At 55.1% G+C, this 17,275-nt stretch carries 16 protein-coding genes and 1 tRNA gene; 10 read left to right on the forward strand and 7 right to left on the reverse strand.

The genetic code is table 11. The features are described from left to right. Window positions 1–25 precede the first annotated feature (25 nt). The 5 genes from rpsF to ACKVOS_RS11785 all read left to right on the forward strand — a co-directional run bounded on the left by rpsF (window position 26) and on the right by ACKVOS_RS11785 (window position 2,191). Entirely contained in the window at window positions 26–472 is a 447-nt protein-coding gene (rpsF, locus tag ACKVOS_RS11765) for a 30S ribosomal protein S6 (protein ID WP_409212192.1), read from the forward strand. Window positions 473–475: 3 nt separating this feature from the next. Then, complete coding sequence (gene rpsR, locus ACKVOS_RS11770; RefSeq protein WP_125229746.1) at window positions 476–700, forward strand: 30S ribosomal protein S18; 225 nt, start codon at window positions 476–478, stop codon at window positions 698–700. 10 nt (window positions 701–710) lie between these two features. Further along, a complete protein-coding gene (gene rplI / locus ACKVOS_RS11775; RefSeq protein WP_409212193.1) occupies window positions 711–1,388 on the forward strand; it encodes a 50S ribosomal protein L9 in 678 nt (225 codons plus the stop codon). Window positions 1,389–1,530: 142 nt separating this feature from the next. After that, window positions 1,531–2,037: a 2'-5' RNA ligase family protein gene (locus tag ACKVOS_RS11780; protein WP_409212194.1), complete on the forward strand. Its 507-nt coding sequence runs from the start codon at window positions 1,531–1,533 to the stop codon at window positions 2,035–2,037. 77 nt (window positions 2,038–2,114) lie between these two features. Further along, window positions 2,115–2,191 (forward strand) — tRNA-Met (locus tag ACKVOS_RS11785). A gap of 15 nt (window positions 2,192–2,206) precedes the next feature. Here the strand turns inward: ACKVOS_RS11785 and ACKVOS_RS11790 are convergent. Further along, window positions 2,207–3,712: a tryptophan halogenase family protein gene (locus ACKVOS_RS11790; protein ID WP_409212195.1), complete on the reverse strand. Its 1,506-nt coding sequence runs from the start codon at window positions 3,710–3,712 to the stop codon at window positions 2,207–2,209. A 153-nt stretch (window positions 3,713–3,865) separates the two neighbouring features. On the opposite strand from ACKVOS_RS11790, the gene ACKVOS_RS11795 reads away from it, so the two are divergent. The 4 genes from ACKVOS_RS11795 (at window position 3,866) to ACKVOS_RS11810 (ending at window position 10,583) form a co-directional block, all read left to right on the forward strand. Beyond that, window positions 3,866–7,237, forward strand: a complete 3,372-nt coding sequence (locus ACKVOS_RS11795) for a TonB-dependent receptor (protein ID WP_409212196.1) — start codon at window positions 3,866–3,868, stop codon at window positions 7,235–7,237. Between the two features lie 108 nt (window positions 7,238–7,345). Beyond that, window positions 7,346–8,326, forward strand: coding sequence for a family 16 glycosylhydrolase (locus ACKVOS_RS11800; RefSeq protein ID WP_409212197.1), 981 nt, complete (start codon window positions 7,346–7,348; stop codon window positions 8,324–8,326). A gap of 3 nt (window positions 8,327–8,329) precedes the next feature. Next, on the forward strand, window positions 8,330–9,391 hold the full coding sequence (locus ACKVOS_RS11805) for a LacI family DNA-binding transcriptional regulator (protein ID WP_409212198.1): 1,062 nt from the start codon (window positions 8,330–8,332) through the stop codon (window positions 9,389–9,391). A 34-nt stretch (window positions 9,392–9,425) separates the two neighbouring features. Continuing rightward, entirely contained in the window at window positions 9,426–10,583 is a 1,158-nt protein-coding gene (locus ACKVOS_RS11810) for an MFS transporter (RefSeq protein ID WP_409212199.1), read from the forward strand. On the opposite strand, the gene ACKVOS_RS11815 is transcribed toward ACKVOS_RS11810, so the two are convergent. After that, entirely contained in the window at window positions 10,562–11,839 is a 1,278-nt protein-coding gene (locus ACKVOS_RS11815; protein WP_409212200.1) for a sugar MFS transporter, read from the reverse strand. The two genes, ACKVOS_RS11810 and ACKVOS_RS11815, sit on opposite strands and share 22 nt — an antisense overlap. Before the next feature lie 17 nt (window positions 11,840–11,856). Next, window positions 11,857–14,142 carry a glycoside hydrolase family 3 N-terminal domain-containing protein gene (locus ACKVOS_RS11820; protein ID WP_409212201.1) on the reverse strand — a complete coding sequence of 762 codons (2,286 nt, stop codon included), beginning with the start codon at window positions 14,140–14,142 and terminating at the stop codon, window positions 11,857–11,859. Window positions 14,143–14,185: 43 nt separating this feature from the next. On the opposite strand from ACKVOS_RS11820, the gene ACKVOS_RS11825 reads away from it, so the two are divergent. Continuing rightward, window positions 14,186–14,326, forward strand: coding sequence for a hypothetical protein (locus tag ACKVOS_RS11825; RefSeq protein WP_409212202.1), 141 nt, complete (start codon window positions 14,186–14,188; stop codon window positions 14,324–14,326). A gap of 85 nt (window positions 14,327–14,411) precedes the next feature. On the opposite strand, the gene ACKVOS_RS11830 is transcribed toward ACKVOS_RS11825, so the two are convergent. Genes ACKVOS_RS11830 through ACKVOS_RS11845 form a run of 4 tightly spaced genes read right to left on the reverse strand, consistent with a single transcriptional unit; the run spans window position 14,412 to window position 17,242 of the window. Then, on the reverse strand, window positions 14,412–15,248 hold the full coding sequence (locus ACKVOS_RS11830) for a hydrolase 1, exosortase A system-associated (protein ID WP_409212203.1): 837 nt from the start codon (window positions 15,246–15,248) through the stop codon (window positions 14,412–14,414). Continuing rightward, the gene (locus ACKVOS_RS11835; RefSeq protein WP_409212204.1) at window positions 15,239–15,925 is read right to left on the reverse strand and encodes a hypothetical protein; all 687 of its coding nucleotides are present in this window, start codon (window positions 15,923–15,925) and stop codon (window positions 15,239–15,241) included. The genes ACKVOS_RS11830 and ACKVOS_RS11835 overlap by 10 nt, the downstream gene beginning before the upstream one ends. After that, complete coding sequence (locus ACKVOS_RS11840; protein WP_409212205.1) at window positions 15,922–16,182, reverse strand: acyl carrier protein; 261 nt, start codon at window positions 16,180–16,182, stop codon at window positions 15,922–15,924. The genes ACKVOS_RS11835 and ACKVOS_RS11840 overlap by 4 nt, the downstream gene beginning before the upstream one ends. Window positions 16,183–16,195: 13 nt before the next feature. Further along, the gene (locus ACKVOS_RS11845; protein WP_409212206.1) at window positions 16,196–17,242 is read right to left on the reverse strand and encodes a GNAT family N-acetyltransferase; all 1,047 of its coding nucleotides are present in this window, start codon (window positions 17,240–17,242) and stop codon (window positions 16,196–16,198) included. Window positions 17,243–17,275 lie beyond the last annotated feature (33 nt).

Genomic DNA, 17,275 nt, shown 5'->3' on the forward strand with positions numbered 1-17,275 from the left:
GATCGGTAGGAACAAGGAAACGCCCATGCCGCTGTACGAGCATGTATTTTTGGCGCGTCAGGACCTGTCACAGGCTCAAGTTGATGCGCTGGCTGAAAATGCCACCAAGATTGTAGAAGACAATGAAGGCAAGGTTGTAAAGACCGAAACCTGGGGTCTTCGTACACTGACCTACAAAATTCAGAAAAACCGCAAGGCACATTTTGTCATGCTCGACATCGAAGCTTCAGGCGCGACCATCGCTGAGCTTGAGCGTCAGACCCGGATGAACGAAGATGTGATCCGGTACATGACTGTTCGCGTTGACGAACATGAAAAAGGCCCATCGGTCATGATGCGCAAGAGCGACCGTCCTGAACGCAGCGAACGCGGTGGCTTTGGTGGTGATCGTGATCGCGGTGATCGTGGAGATCGCGGCCCCCCCCGTGGCGACCGTCCCGACCGCGCACCCCGTGCAGAGCAGGAGGCTTAAATTATGGCACGTCCGTTTTTCCGTCGTCGCAAGTCCTGCCCGTTTCAGGGCAAGGATGCGCCGCAAATCGACTATAAAGATGTACGCCTTCTTCAAGGCTACATTTCCGAGCGTGGCAAGATTGTCCCGTCGCGCATCACCGCCGTTTCGGCAAAGAAGCAGCGTGAGCTGGGCCAGGCTATCAAGCGCGCCCGTCACATCGGCCTTCTGCCGTACATCGTGAAGTAGGAGCCGAAACATGGATATCATACTTCTCGAACGCGTCGAAAAGCTGGGTGCGATTGGTGATGTTGTCACTGTGAAGGACGGCTATGCCCGTAACTTCCTGTTGCCAAACAAGAAAGCCCTTCGCGCAAACGACGCAAACCGCAAGGTTTTCGAAGCCAACCGCGCTCGAATCGAAAGCGACAACGCAACCCGTCGTGGTGAAGCGCAAGCAGCATCGGGCAATGTCGAAGGCAAGCAGATCGTTCTGATCCGCGCTGCATCGCAAACCGGCCAGCTTTATGGTTCGGTTTCGGTCAAGGACATCGTCGATGGCCTGAATGCTCAGGATGCCAAGGTCGCCAAGTCAATGATCGTACTTGAACGCCCGATTAAAACACTTGGCCTGTTCGACGTCCGCGTCGTTCTGCATCCCGAAGTTTCGGTGATGGTCAAGGTGAATGTGGCCCGTTCGGATGACGAAGCCGAGCTGCAAAAAGATGGCGTTAACGTTCTCGACCAGATGTTTGAAGCCGAGCAGGCCGAGATCGCTGCCGAAGCCATTGAAGCCCAGGTTGAAGCTGAAGAGGCCGCCGACGCTGCCGACGCGGCCGAAGCTGCTGCAAATGCAAAGCGCCGCGAAGAACAAGCAGCCGCCAAGGCCGCTGCCGAAGCTGAAGGCGGTTTGTCGGCGGATGCCGACGACGCATAATTTTTTCGTCACGAAACAAATGAGCCGCTCGATCAACAGGTCGGGCGGCTTTTTTGTGTCTGTTTTGCCTCTTGTCTCGTCATGCTGAAACAAGTTCAGCATGGCCAGTTGGCCGTGCGCGCCAATGTGCTAAGTCTACGCCATGACCGCGCCGATCATCATCACTGCCGAAATGGGCAAAGCGGACCAGGCATGGGCGAATGGTTTGCGCCGGACTCACTTCCCGGTGGAGCGCAACTTTCTGGACGCGCATATCACCCTGTTTCACCATTTACCGCCTGGTCATTTGGCGGAAATCAAATCCCGACTGTCGGCTCTGGCAAAAGAATGCCCTGCGCCGGTTGCAACATTGACCGATGTCATGATGCTCGGTCGCGGTGTTGCCTATCGGGTGGAAAGCCCCGAATTGCTGGGCATCCGAGACGAGCTGGCATCAGAATTTCAAGGGCTTCTCATCCCGCAGGACCAGGCCCGTCCCCGCTTGCACATCACCGTCCAGAACAAGGTTGAACCCGCTATTGCCAAGGGCCTTCATGCCGCGCTGGTGCAAGATTTCAGACCGCGTCCACTTGCGATTACCGGACTTGGCGCGCATTATTACAGGGGCGGTCCTTGGGACCTTATCGGTCGTTGGTCATTTCGCGGATGACAGCCCTTGACCCGCCTCAACCCCCCGCTTATAGCGCCGCTTGCTTCCCCGCAGATGCAGGGATTCACGCTTGGTATGGCGAAGTAGCTCAGCTGGTTAGAGCGGTGGAATCATAATCCATAGGTCGGGGGTTCAAGTCCCTCCTTCGCTACCAAAAATTGGCATTCCTTTACGCAGGTGCCGGACAATATTGCTTCAAATAGGCGTCGTGTGTCGGCATTTGTTGGACGAGGTAGCGGATGGATTGCTCCATTTCGTTGATTTCCTTGACCGTTTCCGGTTTGCCGATCACATTGGCCATCGGGTTGTGGCCCGTCATTGATATGCCCTGACCCATCATCACGGCCGCCCAACTGGTTTCGGTAAACAGTTCATCCTCTTCGCGGAATATCTGCCCGTTCATCCGGAACAATTCGGTCTTTTCCGTCAGGCTGTCGGGGACGGCCATGTTGCGGCAATAATTCCAGAATTCGGTATCGTCACGGCTGGTTGCGTTATAATGTAAAATCAGAAAGTCACGGATGCGCAGATACTCTTTGGTGGTCAGGCGGTTAAACGCATCTTCCTGTGTCTGGGTAATGCCGTCCAGCGACAAAAGGGCGATCAGCTTGTTGATGCCGGTGTTCACAAGGTGGATCGAGGTTGATTCCAGGGGTTCCATGAATCCTGCGGCCAATCCCAAAGCCACCACATTCTTGTTCCAGAATTTTTTGCGTCGGCCTGTGGTAAAACGCAAGAAATTGGGTTCGGCGCCCGGCTTACCAGCAATGTTGCCGACCAATATCGAATGCGCCTCGTCATCGGACATATATTCGCTGCAATAGACATGGCCATTGCCGTTGCGATGCTGCAAGGGGACTTGCCATTGCCAGCCCGCTTTATGCGCCGTGGCGCGGGTGTAGGGCAGGGGGCCGCTGCCATCTTCGCGGATACAGGGCAACGCCACCGCCCGGTTGCAGGGCAAATAATTGGACCAGTCTTCATATCCGGTTTTCAATGCCTGTTCGATCAACAGCCCGTGAAAACCGGAGCAGTCGATAAACAAATCGCCTTTGACACAATCACCATTGTCCATGGTCAATGATGACACAAAACCGGTTTCGCTATCTAAAGAGACGTCGGCAACCTTGCCTTCGCGGCGCACGACGCCACGTGTTTCGGCATAGTTCCGCAAGAAACGCGCATAGCGACCCGCATCGAGGTGATAGGCGTAATTGACAGGGGGCAAATCTTCGCGCTGGAAATCCGCTGTTCGGGCAAAGCGGCCGAAATAGGCGGCCATGGTCTCCACGTTGAACGCCTGTATGGGGCGTTTGTCCCCCGACTGGCGCATTTTGTGCCAGACCTGATGGAATGAAACGCCATCAATCTGATACCCGTAAGCACCGAACGGATGGATGTAGCTGTCACCCAATTTGCCCCAATTGACGAACTGGATGCCCAGTTTGAAACTGCCTTGTGCAGCGGCAAGCATTTCCTGTTCGCTGACACCGAGCAATTGGTTGAATTCGACAAAGGGCGGGATAGTCGCCTCGCCCACGCCGACGGTGCCGATTTCTTCGGATTCAATCAGCGTTATTTTGACCTGTCTACCGGTGCAAAGCCGCGACAACGCCGCGCCAGCCATCCAGCCAGCGGTTCCGCCCCCCACGATGATGATATGTTCTATGGCCATATTAGTTCACCCTTCATGAAACCCATTGCTCTATAGAGCAAGAGGTGAAATTGTGAACGTTCATTTTGCCCCTTGTGAACGCTCTCAATTGCCGTTAAACGGAAAATTAATTGCGGGAGTAATACCTGCAGAGCACGTATCAGGGAGGATCAATTGGCTCATACATCTCAAATCGGCGCGTTGCGTTCACAGCGTTTTTTGGCACTGTCGACGGCTTCAAGCCTTGCGCTTTGCGCGTTTGCAACCCAACCGGCATTTGCCCAATCGACCGGAACTCCCGAAGAAGCCGTTGAAACGGCGGAATCCGAAGACGTTATCATTGTTACGGGCTTCAAAAAATCGCTCGAAAGCGCACAGAACGTCAAGCGTGATTCCGATACATTTGTCGACGCCATTACAGCTGAAGACATCGGCGCATTGCCCGACCGTTCGGTTGCAGAAGCGCTGCAGCGCGTACCCGGCGTCAATATCGGACGCTTCGAAAAGACAACCGACCCTGACCGCTTTTCGGTCGAAGGTACCGGCGTCATTATCCGCGGCCTTCCTTATGTCCGGTCGGAATTGAACGGCCGCGAAATTTTCTCGGCAACAGGTGGGCGCGAACTCAGTTTTAACGACATATCACCCGAACTGCTCGGTCGGGTTGAAGTGTTCAAGAACGTAACCGCGGATATGGTTGAAGGCGCAATTGCCGGTACGGTCAATCTCGTCACGCGCAAACCACTCGATTCAAAAGGATTGAAAATCGGCGCGACGATCGGCGGCAATTACGGCGATTTGCGGAAAGAATGGTCGCCTGAATTTTCCGGTCTGATTTCAAACCGCTGGGATACGGATGCAGGATCGTTCGGGCTCCAATTCGGCTATGCCTATTCCGAATTGAAAAGCCGCACGGACGCATCGCAAGTGGCCGACCCATGCTACCGCGCCAATACTTTTGATGCACCCTGTATCCGTGCGGTATCGGTTGGTTCGGGCGGTTTCGTTGGTGATCCCAACTTTAACGCGACTAACTTCCCGCCTGCCGGTGCACTGGTTGTGCCAAAGGGTGCTGGTGTACGTACAACCGACCTCGACCGGACACGCGAAGCATTTTCCGCTGTCGGTCAGTATGAAAGCTCGGATGGCCGGTTCAAGGCTACGGTGGAATGGCTCCGGTCAGAAACAAGTTTCGACACAGAAGAATTTGCCCTGATTTCCCGCGTCGACGACGAAGCTTTGTTCCCGGTTCCTGCCGCCGGTAGCACATGGACATTTGACGAAAACGGTGTTTTCGAAAGCGGCATTTTAACCCAACGTCCGGGCGATGCATATGCCACGCCATTTGGCCGGGGCGGCATTCCGATCGACTCGCTGCGTTTCTTGCGCGGTACCGAAGGGGTGACAGAAGACATCTCGCTGGATTTGAAATTTGAAGCCACCGACCGTTTGCGGTTCAGCCTTGAGGCCCAAAAAATCAATTCGACGCTCAGCCGTGACTCGGTCTTTGGTGCGCTTAGCACATTTGCGAATGTGGCGCTTGACCTGTCGGGCAAGACACCGAAAGTCGAATTCCTTGCGCCTCCCGGTGCGCCTGCAGATTATTTCAGCGCGGGCCTGAATACTTATTACTGGTTCGGCCTTGATAGCCGCGAGAAAAATGAAGGTGACCTGAAAACGTTAAGCTTCGATGCCGAATATGACATCAGCGATGAAGGCTTTTTTAAACGTGCACGCTTTGGTGCGCGTTGGGGCGACCGCGATCGCACCACGCGTAATACGAACTTTAGCACTTGGGGCAATCTTTCGGCACCTTGGGCCGGTCGTGCAGGCTGTGCGCCTTGGGGCGCAGGGCCTGGCTGCCAACCTGGTGCCCCCGGAACCCTTGGTACATCTGGATTCACTCCTGGACGTTGGTATACTGGCCTTCAAGGTCAGGAATTCGCCATTGCTGGCGGCGCGTTTACCGACGAGTTTCCGAATTATTCGCAATATCGTGCGCCCTTCGCGAACGGGTTCCAACGCGGCAGCGCGCCGACACCTATCCAAAATGGCGCGGGCTGGTTCTTCGGCGGGGATGATTTCCTGGGTGAATATCTCAGCGGCCTTACCGATCAGCAGTTCGAAGAAATCCAGACATTCGGTCAATCGCCTGAGCGTTTCAACTATGGCGTGAACGGACGTTCCCGTACCGATCCGTTGACCCTCTTGGCCGTGCCTTGCGATATCGAGGGCGTATATTGCCCCGACGAAGTATCGACGGTCGCAGAAGAAACCAAGGCGGCTTATGCCCGTGTTGATTTCGGTCATGAGTTCGACGGCGGCATGAAGCTTTCGGGCAATTTTGGCCTGCGTTATGTCGAAACCACGGTTACCAGTGGCGGCCGGGTCGGCTTGCCTTCTCCTGTCCGGTTCGACGCAGTCGCCAATAACTTTGGCAATGGTGATGGCGTCGTCCAACTGTCCGAAATAGCGGCCAGCTGTGCTGGGCCTGCGATTCCAGGCATCCCGCGTGGATATTGCAGCCTATCGGCCGCTCGCCAAGCCGAATTTGCCGCCGCCCATACCGGCGAGATAATTATTGATGACCGGAAAATTACGTTCGAAAACTGGCTGCCAAGTTTCAATGCCAAGCTTGATGTTGGCGGTGGATTGCTGTTCCGTGCTGCGGTGTCGAAAGGCATTTCACGGCCTGATTTGCAGCTTTTCCGTGCAGGTGGCGGTATTGGTGACAATACCAACGCACTGTTATTGGCGCAAACATTAGCGACTGGACCGTTATTTGCCTTGCAAACCGGCAACCGTAATTTGCGGCCAGTGACATCATGGAATTATGATCTGTCGGCGGAATGGTATTTCAACACAGTCGGCTCGCTGACGATGTCGATATTCATGAAAGACATTCAGGGTATCGTGAATGACGGTTTTGAGATCGTCAATTACACAAGCCCAAGCGGCGTTTCGACCGATGTACAGGTTAGCGGACCGATCAACGACCAGAAAGGCAAACTCAAAGGTCTCGAACTTGCTTATCAGCAGACCTATGATTTCTTGCCAGGGTTTCTGAATGGTCTGGGGTCGCAATTGACCTATACCTATGTTGATGGAACTGACTTTTCCAACCCTAACCTTGCCGGAGCCGGACAGTCATCGGTTACGTCAGCTGTAAACCGGTTGAATTCCGGTGCATTTACCGGGCTTCAGCCGCTTGCGGGATTGTCGAAGCATACGGTGAATGCCACGGTGTTTTACGAAAAGGGGCCCATCGCATTGCGGGCTGCTTATAACTGGCGCTCCGCCTTCCTTATAACGGTGCGCGATGACATTTTCCCCTTCTCGCCAATTTGGCAGGAATCAACCGGACAGCTGGACGCATCGATATTCTATTCGATTACCGACCAGATCAAAGTGGGTATCCAAGGGGTCAACCTGCTCGATGAAGTGACACAGACTTCGCAGGTCGTCGATTTTGACGGCACGCGCGTACCACGTTCCGCATTCAGGAACGACCGTCGTTATACCTTCCTGGCCCGTTTCCAGTTCTAGGGTTTACATAGACGTCGCAAGGAACGGGCTCTGGTCTTATGGCCGGGGCCCGTTCCTTTTGGACCACAGAGCTTTGTTATTATTCGCGTTCACGATAGGAGCATCCCTATGCAATCCAGACTATTGAGCATCGTCGCGCTCGCAGCAGTATCGCAAGGTGCCTGTGCGAAAGCCGACGCCCCCACCCCTGCCAAATCTGCCGAATGGAATCTGGTGTGGTCGGATGAATTCAATGGAACGGAACTGGACCGGACAAAATGGAAACCGGAAATATCCTGCTGGGGTGGCGGCAATGACGAACGGCAATGCTACACTGACCGTCCAAAAAACATCAAGGTCGCGGATGGTGTGTTGCATTTGATGGCTCGCAAGGAGCGCTTTACCGGCCCCGAACGCCCACCGGAAATTGCCGAAACACCAAACCCCAGAAAGACGCAAAGTTTCACGTCGGGTAAAATCCGCACCTTGGGCCTTGCAAGCTGGAAATATGGCAAAATTGAATTTCGCGCAAAGCCGCCCAAAGGGCAAGGCACTTGGCCTGCCGTCTGGATGATGCCGAGTGGAAACATATATGGCGGTTGGCCCCGTTCGGGCGAAATCGACATATTGGAAGGCGTCAACCTTGGTGCAGCCTGCCCGACTTGCGAGGGCAATGTCGGCGAAAACCGGATGATCAGCGCGCTGCATTTTGGCGATTTTGCCCCTGCCAATAAATTTGTCGACACCCGCGTCGCGCTTCCGTCGAAAATGCTTCCTTCCGATGATTTCCACATCTGGGCGCTGGAATGGGGCGAAGGGGTCATGCGTTTCTTTCTGGATGGCCGCTTTTATTGGGAAGTGACAGCCGATAAATGGGACAGCGCGTCCCCATTGGCAAAATCAAATGACGTTGCGCCTTTCGATCAACCCTTTTACATCATGGCCAATCTGGCCATTGGGGGTAGGCTTTCGGAAAACAACAATGATAAGGGCGTGGCAGCGGCGGTTACCCCGGCGGAGCTTTTGATTGACTGGGTCCGGATTTACCAGTGTTCAGAAGATCCGCAAAAGGGATTAGCCTGCATGCAAAAGGCCAAGAGGGACGAATAACATATGGCGAGACGCCGTCAGGCCGTCACCATCAAGCATGTAGCCGCCGATGCAGGGGTGTCCCTGCAAACGGTAAGTCGTGTCATCAATAATGAGCCTAATGTCAGGCCGGTCATGAAAGACCGGGTGCAGGCATCGATCGACAAGCTTGGCTATGTCCCCTCCATTGCGGCACAGCGGATGAGCGGTTCGCGCTCCTATCTGATTTTGGCCATTAACGACCGTGACCGGACCATAGCGGATTGGCAAACGCGGCAGGGAACCGACTGGGTCGACCAGATGCTGTTCGGCGGTATGTTGAAATGCGCCGAATATGGCTATCGGATGATCTTCGAGCTGGTCGACACGCATAATGACCATGTCGAACGCGAATTGGGTGCGACCATCGCGGCGCTTCAGCCCGATGGCGTCATTTTGACGCCGCCGCACTCTGAAAATCCGGTGATAACCGGATTTTTGGCCAAGCGGAAAATACCCTTTGCGCGCATCGGATCGATAACGCCCGGGCCGGGCATAGCGATGACGATGGATGACGAAGGATCGGCGCGCCGGGCCACAGATTATCTCATTGCGGCGGGGCATCGCCGCATAGGTTTTATTGCGGGATCTGATGAATATAATTTGTCGAACTGGCGGATTGATGGTTGGCGAAATGCCATGCTCTTGGCGGGCTTTGCGACTGAAGGATTCTGCGTGCGTGGCGATTTCAGCTATGACAGCGGCGTTGCGGCGACCAACTTATTGCTTGACCTTGAAAGCCCGCCGACGGCCATCATTGCAAGTAATGACCAAATGACTCTTGCCGCGCTCGACACGCTGGTCAAACGGGGCTTGAAAGTACCCGAAGATGTCTCGCTGATCAGTTTTGACAATACCCCGGTGGTTCGGTTCACCGACCCGCAATTGACCGCCGTCGACCAACCGATTGCAGCAACCTTTTCAAAGGCGGTCGAGCTGTTGATTACCAACGGCCATGCAACCGATGTTCAACAGCCTGTGGTGACCGAAGGCAGCTTAATAGAGCGCGGCAGCACCGCCCCGCCGCAGTGCGATGCTGCCAACTGAATCGCATTCCCCGCAACGGCAATCGACGACCTTTATGTATCTTTACGCGCTCGCCGTTTCCGGTGGCGCGGTTGCATATATGCCATTTCTGACGATATTGCTGCCCATCAAGGTGACGTCACTGGCCCCTGATACGGTGCTGCCCACATTGGCATTCGCCTCTTTTGCCGGCGCCTTGTCGGCAAGCCTGTCCAATATTCTCTTCGGCTGGGTCAGCGACGTAACGCGTCAGCGGCGATTATGGATATTGGCAGGCCTATTTTTGTCATCGTCTTTGCTGGTTATGATGCCCTATGTTTCGGATACGACCGCTTTGATCGCCATGATAATAGTGTGGCAATTCGGGCTGAACATGATGCTGGCGCCGCTTGCTGCCTGGGCGGGCGATTGCATTCCCGACACGCAAAAGGGGGCGTTGGGGGGGCTGCTCGCGCTTGCCCCTGCGCTGGGGGCGTTGGCAGGGGCAATCGTCACGTTGGATCTACTCGCTGCATTTCCGCACCGCGAAGTGTTGGTGGCGTGTCTGATCGTTATCATGGTCGCGCCACTGCTCCTATTCGCGCGCCCCTTCAAAATGCCGCATTTGATGGAACCGGTGGAAGGCCCGATTGAATCCCGTGCCCATCCGGCGATCAGGATGTGGCTGGCGCGACTTTTGGTGCAAATTGCCGAGGCATCGCTTTTTGCGTTCCTGCTCCTCTGGTTCAAAAGCCTTGATCCGCGATTTGGGGAAAATGGGGCGGCTAGTATCTTTGCTTTGGTGCTCGGACTTGCGGTATTTATGTCTCTGGCGGTTGGGTATTGGTCAGACCGGGCTGCCCGCCCGATCATTCCTTTAGTCTGGAGCGCGGGTATCGCGGCAGGGGGGCTGCTTTTGATGGCGTTAGCACCCGGGCTGTTTGTCGCGATTGCAGGTTATCTGGTCTTTGGCATTGCAAGCAGCATATTTCTCGCGCTGCATTCCAGCCAGACATTGCGTGTTCTGCCCCGTCCACAACGGCGGGGCAGGGACCTTGGCATTTTTAATCTGACAAACACCGTCCCGTCGCTCATCATGCCGTGGCTGACCTTATTATTGGTGCCAAAATATGGCTTTGACGCGCTGTTCCTTCTGCTCGCCGGGTTGGCGACGATTGCCTGCCTTCTGTTGCTGACAATGCCGCGCGGGCGTCAGGCGGGCCGCCGGGCGTAAAATCCGAAGGCGGCAATCACGGCATAGCAGGCCATCGGAAGAATGAACGCTATTGCGAGGCTGGACGTCACATCTGCAATAATGCCTGTCAGCAGCGGAATAACTGCACCGCCAACGATGGCCACATTGATGATGCCGGACCCATCAGCTGCCCGTGATCCAAGTTTTTCGCACGCCAGCGTGAAAATGGTCGGAAACATGATCGCGTTGGTCAGGCCGACGGCGAGAAGGGCGTAACCCGATATGTTGCCGCTTGTCTGTGTCGATATCGTAATCAACAGGATGGCTCCAACCGCAACGGCGGCAAGCAACTTGCCGGGGCTAACCATACGTAACAGGCCCGATCCGATGAAGCGGCCGATCATGGCTCCGCCCCAATAGAATGCAATTAACTTACCTGCCGCCTGTTCCTGCAAACCCATGACATGGTCCTGCATGAGATAATTGACGATCAACGACCCGATGGAAACTTCGGCACCAACATATAAAAAGATACACAGCGCGCCAAAGCCAAAACGGGGACGCTTTAACAGGTCTAATCCCGCCAGACCTTCGCTTGCTTCATGCTGTTCGCCTTTGAGCGCGTTGCGGAACATCCAAACGACGCCGGCCACCAACGCCAGCGCAACAGCAATGCCCAAATAGCCATTTACAATCGCCTGGCTCTCCGCCGTCCGATAGGCGTCCAGTTCTACCCCTGACAATTGATCGGCGGTCACGGCCGCTAAGCCACCTAAAATTAGGATAGATCCGAAAAAGGGGAATACAGTAGTGCCAAGCGAATTGAACGCCTGAGCAAATGTCAGGCGGCTATGTGCGGTCGCAGGCTTGCCCAAAAGCGAAATCAGCGGGTTCGACACGACCTGGACAATGACCACGCCGCTTGCAAGGACGAATAGGGCGAGCAGGAATACGCCATAAGTGGCCGTCTGGCTCGCCGGAATGAACAGCAGGCATCCAGCCATCATCGTCAGCAGCCCGGCAACAGCACCGCGCATATAGCCAATTTTTTTGACCAGCCGTGCGCCCGGAATGCCGATTACGGCATAGGCTGCGAAGAAGCAGAACTGTACAAGCATCGCTTGCGTATAATTCAACGTGAACAGTTCTTTCAGCTTTGGAATGATGACATCATTCAGGCTGGTGATCCCGCCGAAGATGAAAAAAAGGCCCATGACGAACAGTTGAAGCTGCGGGGCGTCGATATGGGAATCGGTCGACTCCGGGGACGCGACCGCGCCAGGTTGCAAGGCCATTTTTCTCTCTCCCTGTTTTAGCGCGCCTTGCCGGGGCAGGTAACGCTTTCTTTTGTTTCTTCAATATGAACGGTACGTATCGTGGCAACAAGCCCTTTTGGCGCCTGCATACGTATGGGGGAGCCAACAGCGGCGAATTTAGCGCCCGCATCGGCAAAGCAGCGCAACGGGATGCGCGTTTGAAGCCGCGTTCCGGGGGTGGCGGTGGCAATCACGCTCTGTAAATTAAGCGAACCCCCGCTAACGCTTAGGGTGACCGGGCCCTTGACCGATGTATCAATACGCCAGTCCATTGACAGCACCCAGCCTTTGGCGAGTTGCGAAGAAAGGTTGATGGCTGGACCATTGACCGCAAATTCGCCTTTGGCATTCCAGGTGAACTGCCGCGCATCCTCTTGCGCGGTCAGGTCAATAGCACGGGTGCTGATCGAACCGTCAATGCCCAGATGCCAGGGTGCAGGAACCTTGCCGCGCACGATGTAATTCGTCGTTTGGCTCATCATCGAAAGGTCGACGCGAGGGTCTTCGTTAACAGGCACGAATTTCGCTGCGTTGCTGTAATCAAGTCCATATCCGACGGGGAACAATGGCTTTTCAAGCGTTGCGCGGGCATCGTCGGGCCATGCGAAGGGCAGGCGTCCGGTAAAGTCACGCGGCGATTTTCCGTCCGGTCCGGCAATCAAGACATCGGCAATGCCGCGACCTTGCGTTCCGGGTAACCAGGCCGCGACAAAGGCATCGGCTTGATTGAGCAGCTTTCCGGTAAACATCGGTCGGCCCGATAAAAACAAAACCACGACCGGAATATTCTGGGACTTCAAACGCGTTAGCAGGGCTTGCTCGGCGGCAGAAGTCCGATAGGCCAGATCCGGCACATCGCCTTCAAATTCCGCATAGGGCTTTTCGCCCAGCACGATGAAGGCAACAGCGGGTTTTGTATCAAATGCACCCGTCGCAGAAACGGTCGCTGCTCCGCCACCTTTTGTGATCGCGTCGGACAATGCGCGGCCAATGGTTTGGCCATTGGTGAAATCCGCTGCCTTTGTGTCAGTACCTTGCCAGCTAATGGTCCAGCCACCTGCCTGCATCGCCATATTATCCGCCCCTGACCCTGCGATCAGGACGCGCGCGCCGTTGCGGACCGGAAGAATGCCATTTTCATTTTTGAGCAGGACCAGTGATTTTGACACCGCCTCGCGCGCCAGTTCCAGATGGGCTGTCGATCCAACCAGCGACGTATCGCCGCGCTTGGTCAATGTTTCGCCCATCAAGCCAAGCTTGTATTTCACCCGCAAAATGCGCCGGACAGCGTCATCGATCCGCGACATCGGAATGCGCCCGTCGCGCGCGGCTTTCAGGGTATTTTTATACAGTCCGCGCCAGCTGTCGGGGGCCATGAACAAGTCAAGTCCGGCGTTGATGGCATCGGGACAATCGGTGGCCGAACATCCTGCAACCTGGCCATGGCCGTTCCAGTCGCCGACGACCAGTCCTGAAAACCCCATCCGGCCCTTCAAAACATCGGTCAAAAGCGAACGGTTGCCGTGGTGCTTTACCCCATTCCAACTCGAAAAACTGGCCATCACGGTCAGCGCGCCAGCATTGATGGCGGCGGGATAGCCTTGTGCATGCTTGGCAATCAGCTCTGCCTCACCAATTTGTGCATCCCCCTGATCGCGGCCATCGGCGGTGCCGCCGTCGGCCAGAAAATGCTTGGCGGTTGCTGCAACATTTTGTGCATCCAGCGATTGTCCGGCGACCAAATTGCCTTGCAACCCGATTGTCATCGCTTTTGCATATTGCGCGACGAGCGCAGGGTCGGACGAATAGCCTTCATATGTGCGGCCCCAACGCAGGTCTTGCGGCACGGCAAGCGTGGGCGCGAATGTCCATTCGATGCCGCTGCCCGAAATCTCGGCCGCGGTCGCTTTACCGATGCGTTGCAACAGGTCTACATCACGTGCTGCGCCAAGTCCGATGTTGTGCGGAAAAATCGTGGCGTTGGGTAAATTGGAATGGCCGTGAACGGCATCCACCCCAAATAAAATCGGAATGGCCGCGCCCGATTTACGCGAAGCGTTCCGGAATTGCGTAACCAGCTTGGCCCATTTCGCGGCGCTCGCCCGTTCATTACCATAAGGCCCGGAGTTACCACCTGCCAAAACCGAACCTAGCGGGTAACGCGAAAAATCCGATGGTTTCACTGCGCTGATGTCGGCTTGAATCAATTGACCAACCTTTTGTGCATCTGTCATGCGAGCGATAAGGACGTCAATTTCCGCCTCGATTTTTGCATCACGCATATGCGTAGGGCTGGCTGCCGACGGCCAAAGAGAAGGATTCGCGGTGGATTCCGCGGCCATCAAGGCGGGCGCTGAAATCAGTGACAAAAGGGTGAAGGCAGTCATTGATTTCGGTCGGGGCATTGCTTGGGATTCCATCATTCTTGTGAACGTTATCATTGTGCATCTGACTACATCAACCTGAATGGAAATCAAGCTCCAAGGCAGTTTTATGGCAGAATTGCCCATCGCATTATTTCATTCGCGCACTGGTGCCGAAGATTTGGTCGCTAGCGTGTAGGCTGCAAGGACATAATTTGGCACCGGGATTCGATCTGTCCGAACAGCCACCGCCTAGATGCGGCGTCGGCGAAGCTGTGTGATGCGGTGTCAAATTGCTCCAGTTTGACACTTTGCCGCGTCTGAACGCCCTTGAATGCGTCGCTGTGCCAAGCACCCATAAACGCCATCGCGGTCGTATCATGGCGGGCGATCAGCAAGCTGGTCGGGATTTCAGACCGCGCCAAGGCGTTCGCCAATCGGACGGCCAAGCCCGAAGCAGGTTGCTTGCGTGCGGCCGACGCCAAGCCACCTGCCAATTTGCGCAAATCGATCTTTCCGGTGAGCAAATCAATCAGGCTGCGCGGATTTTTCAGCCTTGCCCAATATCGCGCGCGAATAGCGTCGGCATTCGGGACTGCCGGTTGCTCTGGGTCACCGGCGGCTGTCTCGATTACCCACGGGTTTGCAAGAATAAGGGCGTCAATCGGCAAGGAATGATGGTAAAGCGCCAATGCGCTAGCCGCATCGCAGTTTCCAAAGGCGATGATCCGTTTTACATGAGGGGCCGCGTTCCGGAATGCGATGAGAGCGGCGGCAATGTCGTCCGCGCTATTTTCGAAGCCGGCGTTAACGCCTTCACTTTCCCCTATTCCGCGCCGGTCAAAGCGAAACACCGGATAACCCAATGTTGCAAAATGCGCGGCCATTGCCGCCTGACCACCAAAGGCACCGGCGCGAATTTCATTGCCGCCGCTCACTACGAATATTCCTGTTTCAGCGTCGCCGGTATCGAGGGTACCGGCAAGTTGATCATCGCCACATTGGAATGGGATCATCAAGCGCATGTGGCACTCCACACATCAATTCGTTCGGCAAATGCCGCCGACATCCCGGCATCTTCCTGCGGTTCGGCCCGCAACCACAAAGGTGATCCGTTTATTTCGGGCAAGGTGATTTCCTGACACTGGCATGAAGGTGACGGCACGGAGTCCTCCAAACTCTGCAGCATCGCGTTGCTTAAAATATACCCGGACAGCTCCAGAGACCCCGTCGCTGCTTGGGCCATCAGGCTTTCAATTGTTGATGATGTTCCGGCTTCTTTATCGGCCACCAAACGGCCTCGCAGCATGGTCTTTAACACGGAAGCGCCTTTGACCGGAGCAAGTCGCATAATAGGTTTGTCCGCGCGATCATCGATCAAGGTTCCGCCCCGTACAGATACTATATGGGTTGGCTTTAGCTGAACCGCCGCATCTTCAACGGCCTGTCGCCACACACTGACCGTCTGTTCTGAAATGCAGGCCAGGCTCTCGTTACAGCCCGGTAAATCTGGAAGCAGCGCGCAAGTTCCCCGATCTGCCAGTGCGCGCATGACTTCAACCAGCATCCGGCGCGTGCGATTCATTTCGTCAAACAGCGGCGGGATGATAAGTATCGTTCGCGCACTGCCGCGATCGCCAAAGCACAGGCAATATTCGCTTTGATCGCCAAACTTATAGGTCAGATAGACAGGTGACGTCACCCGGCAACCTTGTTTTCAGCAAAGGCGGCAAGGCTGCCCAATGTTGCGAATATATCGCCATCGACATCGTCATCATCAATCACGATGCCAAGCCGGTCTTCCATTTCCGTAAGCAATCCGGCAACGGCCATAGAATCAAGTTCGGGCAACGCACCAAATAATTCGGTGTCATCATCCATCACGGCGACCTGATCAGCCGATAGGCCAAGTACATCAGATAGAATTGCGCGGAGTGTCTCTTGCGTATTGAGCGGCATCTTATTCTCCATTTTATGCGGCTTTGCGGCGCATTTGGCGCAAATGCAGGCGGGCAATCAATGGCCAATTGGCGACATATTTGGGCCAGAACATGTCGAGCCTGAAGCGCGGGCGAACAGCATCCATCCAGTCGCGCTTATAAGCGTCGCTGCCGGTACCAAAATCAATTTCGTCCACTTTATCGATGTCGATGACATGTCGGAACAAGGCAGTCGAAAGCAGTGTGCCGGGTGAAGCGTCAAGATATCTCTCATCATGGGCAAGCTTATGGATCAAGGCGATACCATTTTCCACAGTCCAGAATTGGGCAGCGACCGGTTTGCCGTCAATATAGGCAAGCCCGAGGCGCAATGTGCCGGAACCACTCTCGTTTCGCGCCAACTGTTTTAGAAATTCAGGACTGCCCTCATGCGGTTTCCAGCTTCGCGCATAAATCTGTTCATATGCGAGCCAGCCTGTTTCCGAAAATTCGGTTTCGATTTGGATCGAAACGATATTTTTCTTGGCCTTGCGCTTTACGGTGTTTTTCAATTGCCCGGGTCGGCTATCCCAATATTGTTCGAATGTCCGGCCATGAACACGCAAATAGTGGTTCTCGTCGCATGCGGTTACATCCACGACCCAGCCTGCGTCTTTGAATGCTGCTGCAATCTCGCTGGCGGATCCATCTTCGTCCGGGACCGGAGCCAAGGTCAGGCGGCGGGTGCGCTGGCGTGCGGTATCGGCCAGTTGTCGCAACAATGACAGGCGCTTTTCTTCGCTTTGAATGCTGCTGTAAATTGGGCGCCATGTAAAATTATACCAATTGGCAAGCGAAACGTGATGGCGGCTTGCCTGCCGCATCAAGGGTAACCAGGCTTCGGCTTCGCCAAATTGCGCCCTCAACAAAAGCGGCGCTTTATCGCGCAGCGCAATACGGTGCAGCGGATCAAGCCAGTCCAGCCGGTCGAATAGGCAAGCCTGCCGCTCCCGATCCATGCCACCCGCCGCAGCCGCCTGTGCGGTCAGAAAATTATCGTGATATTCACCTTTTACCGGCAAATATGTTACCCCTGACATGCCCACTAAACTCCAATCGAATTTGACTCCGCG

The sequence above is a fragment of the Sphingorhabdus sp. genome (assembly GCF_046154385.1).
In the GTDB taxonomy this organism is placed as follows: domain Bacteria; phylum Pseudomonadota; class Alphaproteobacteria; order Sphingomonadales; family Sphingomonadaceae; genus Sphingorhabdus_B.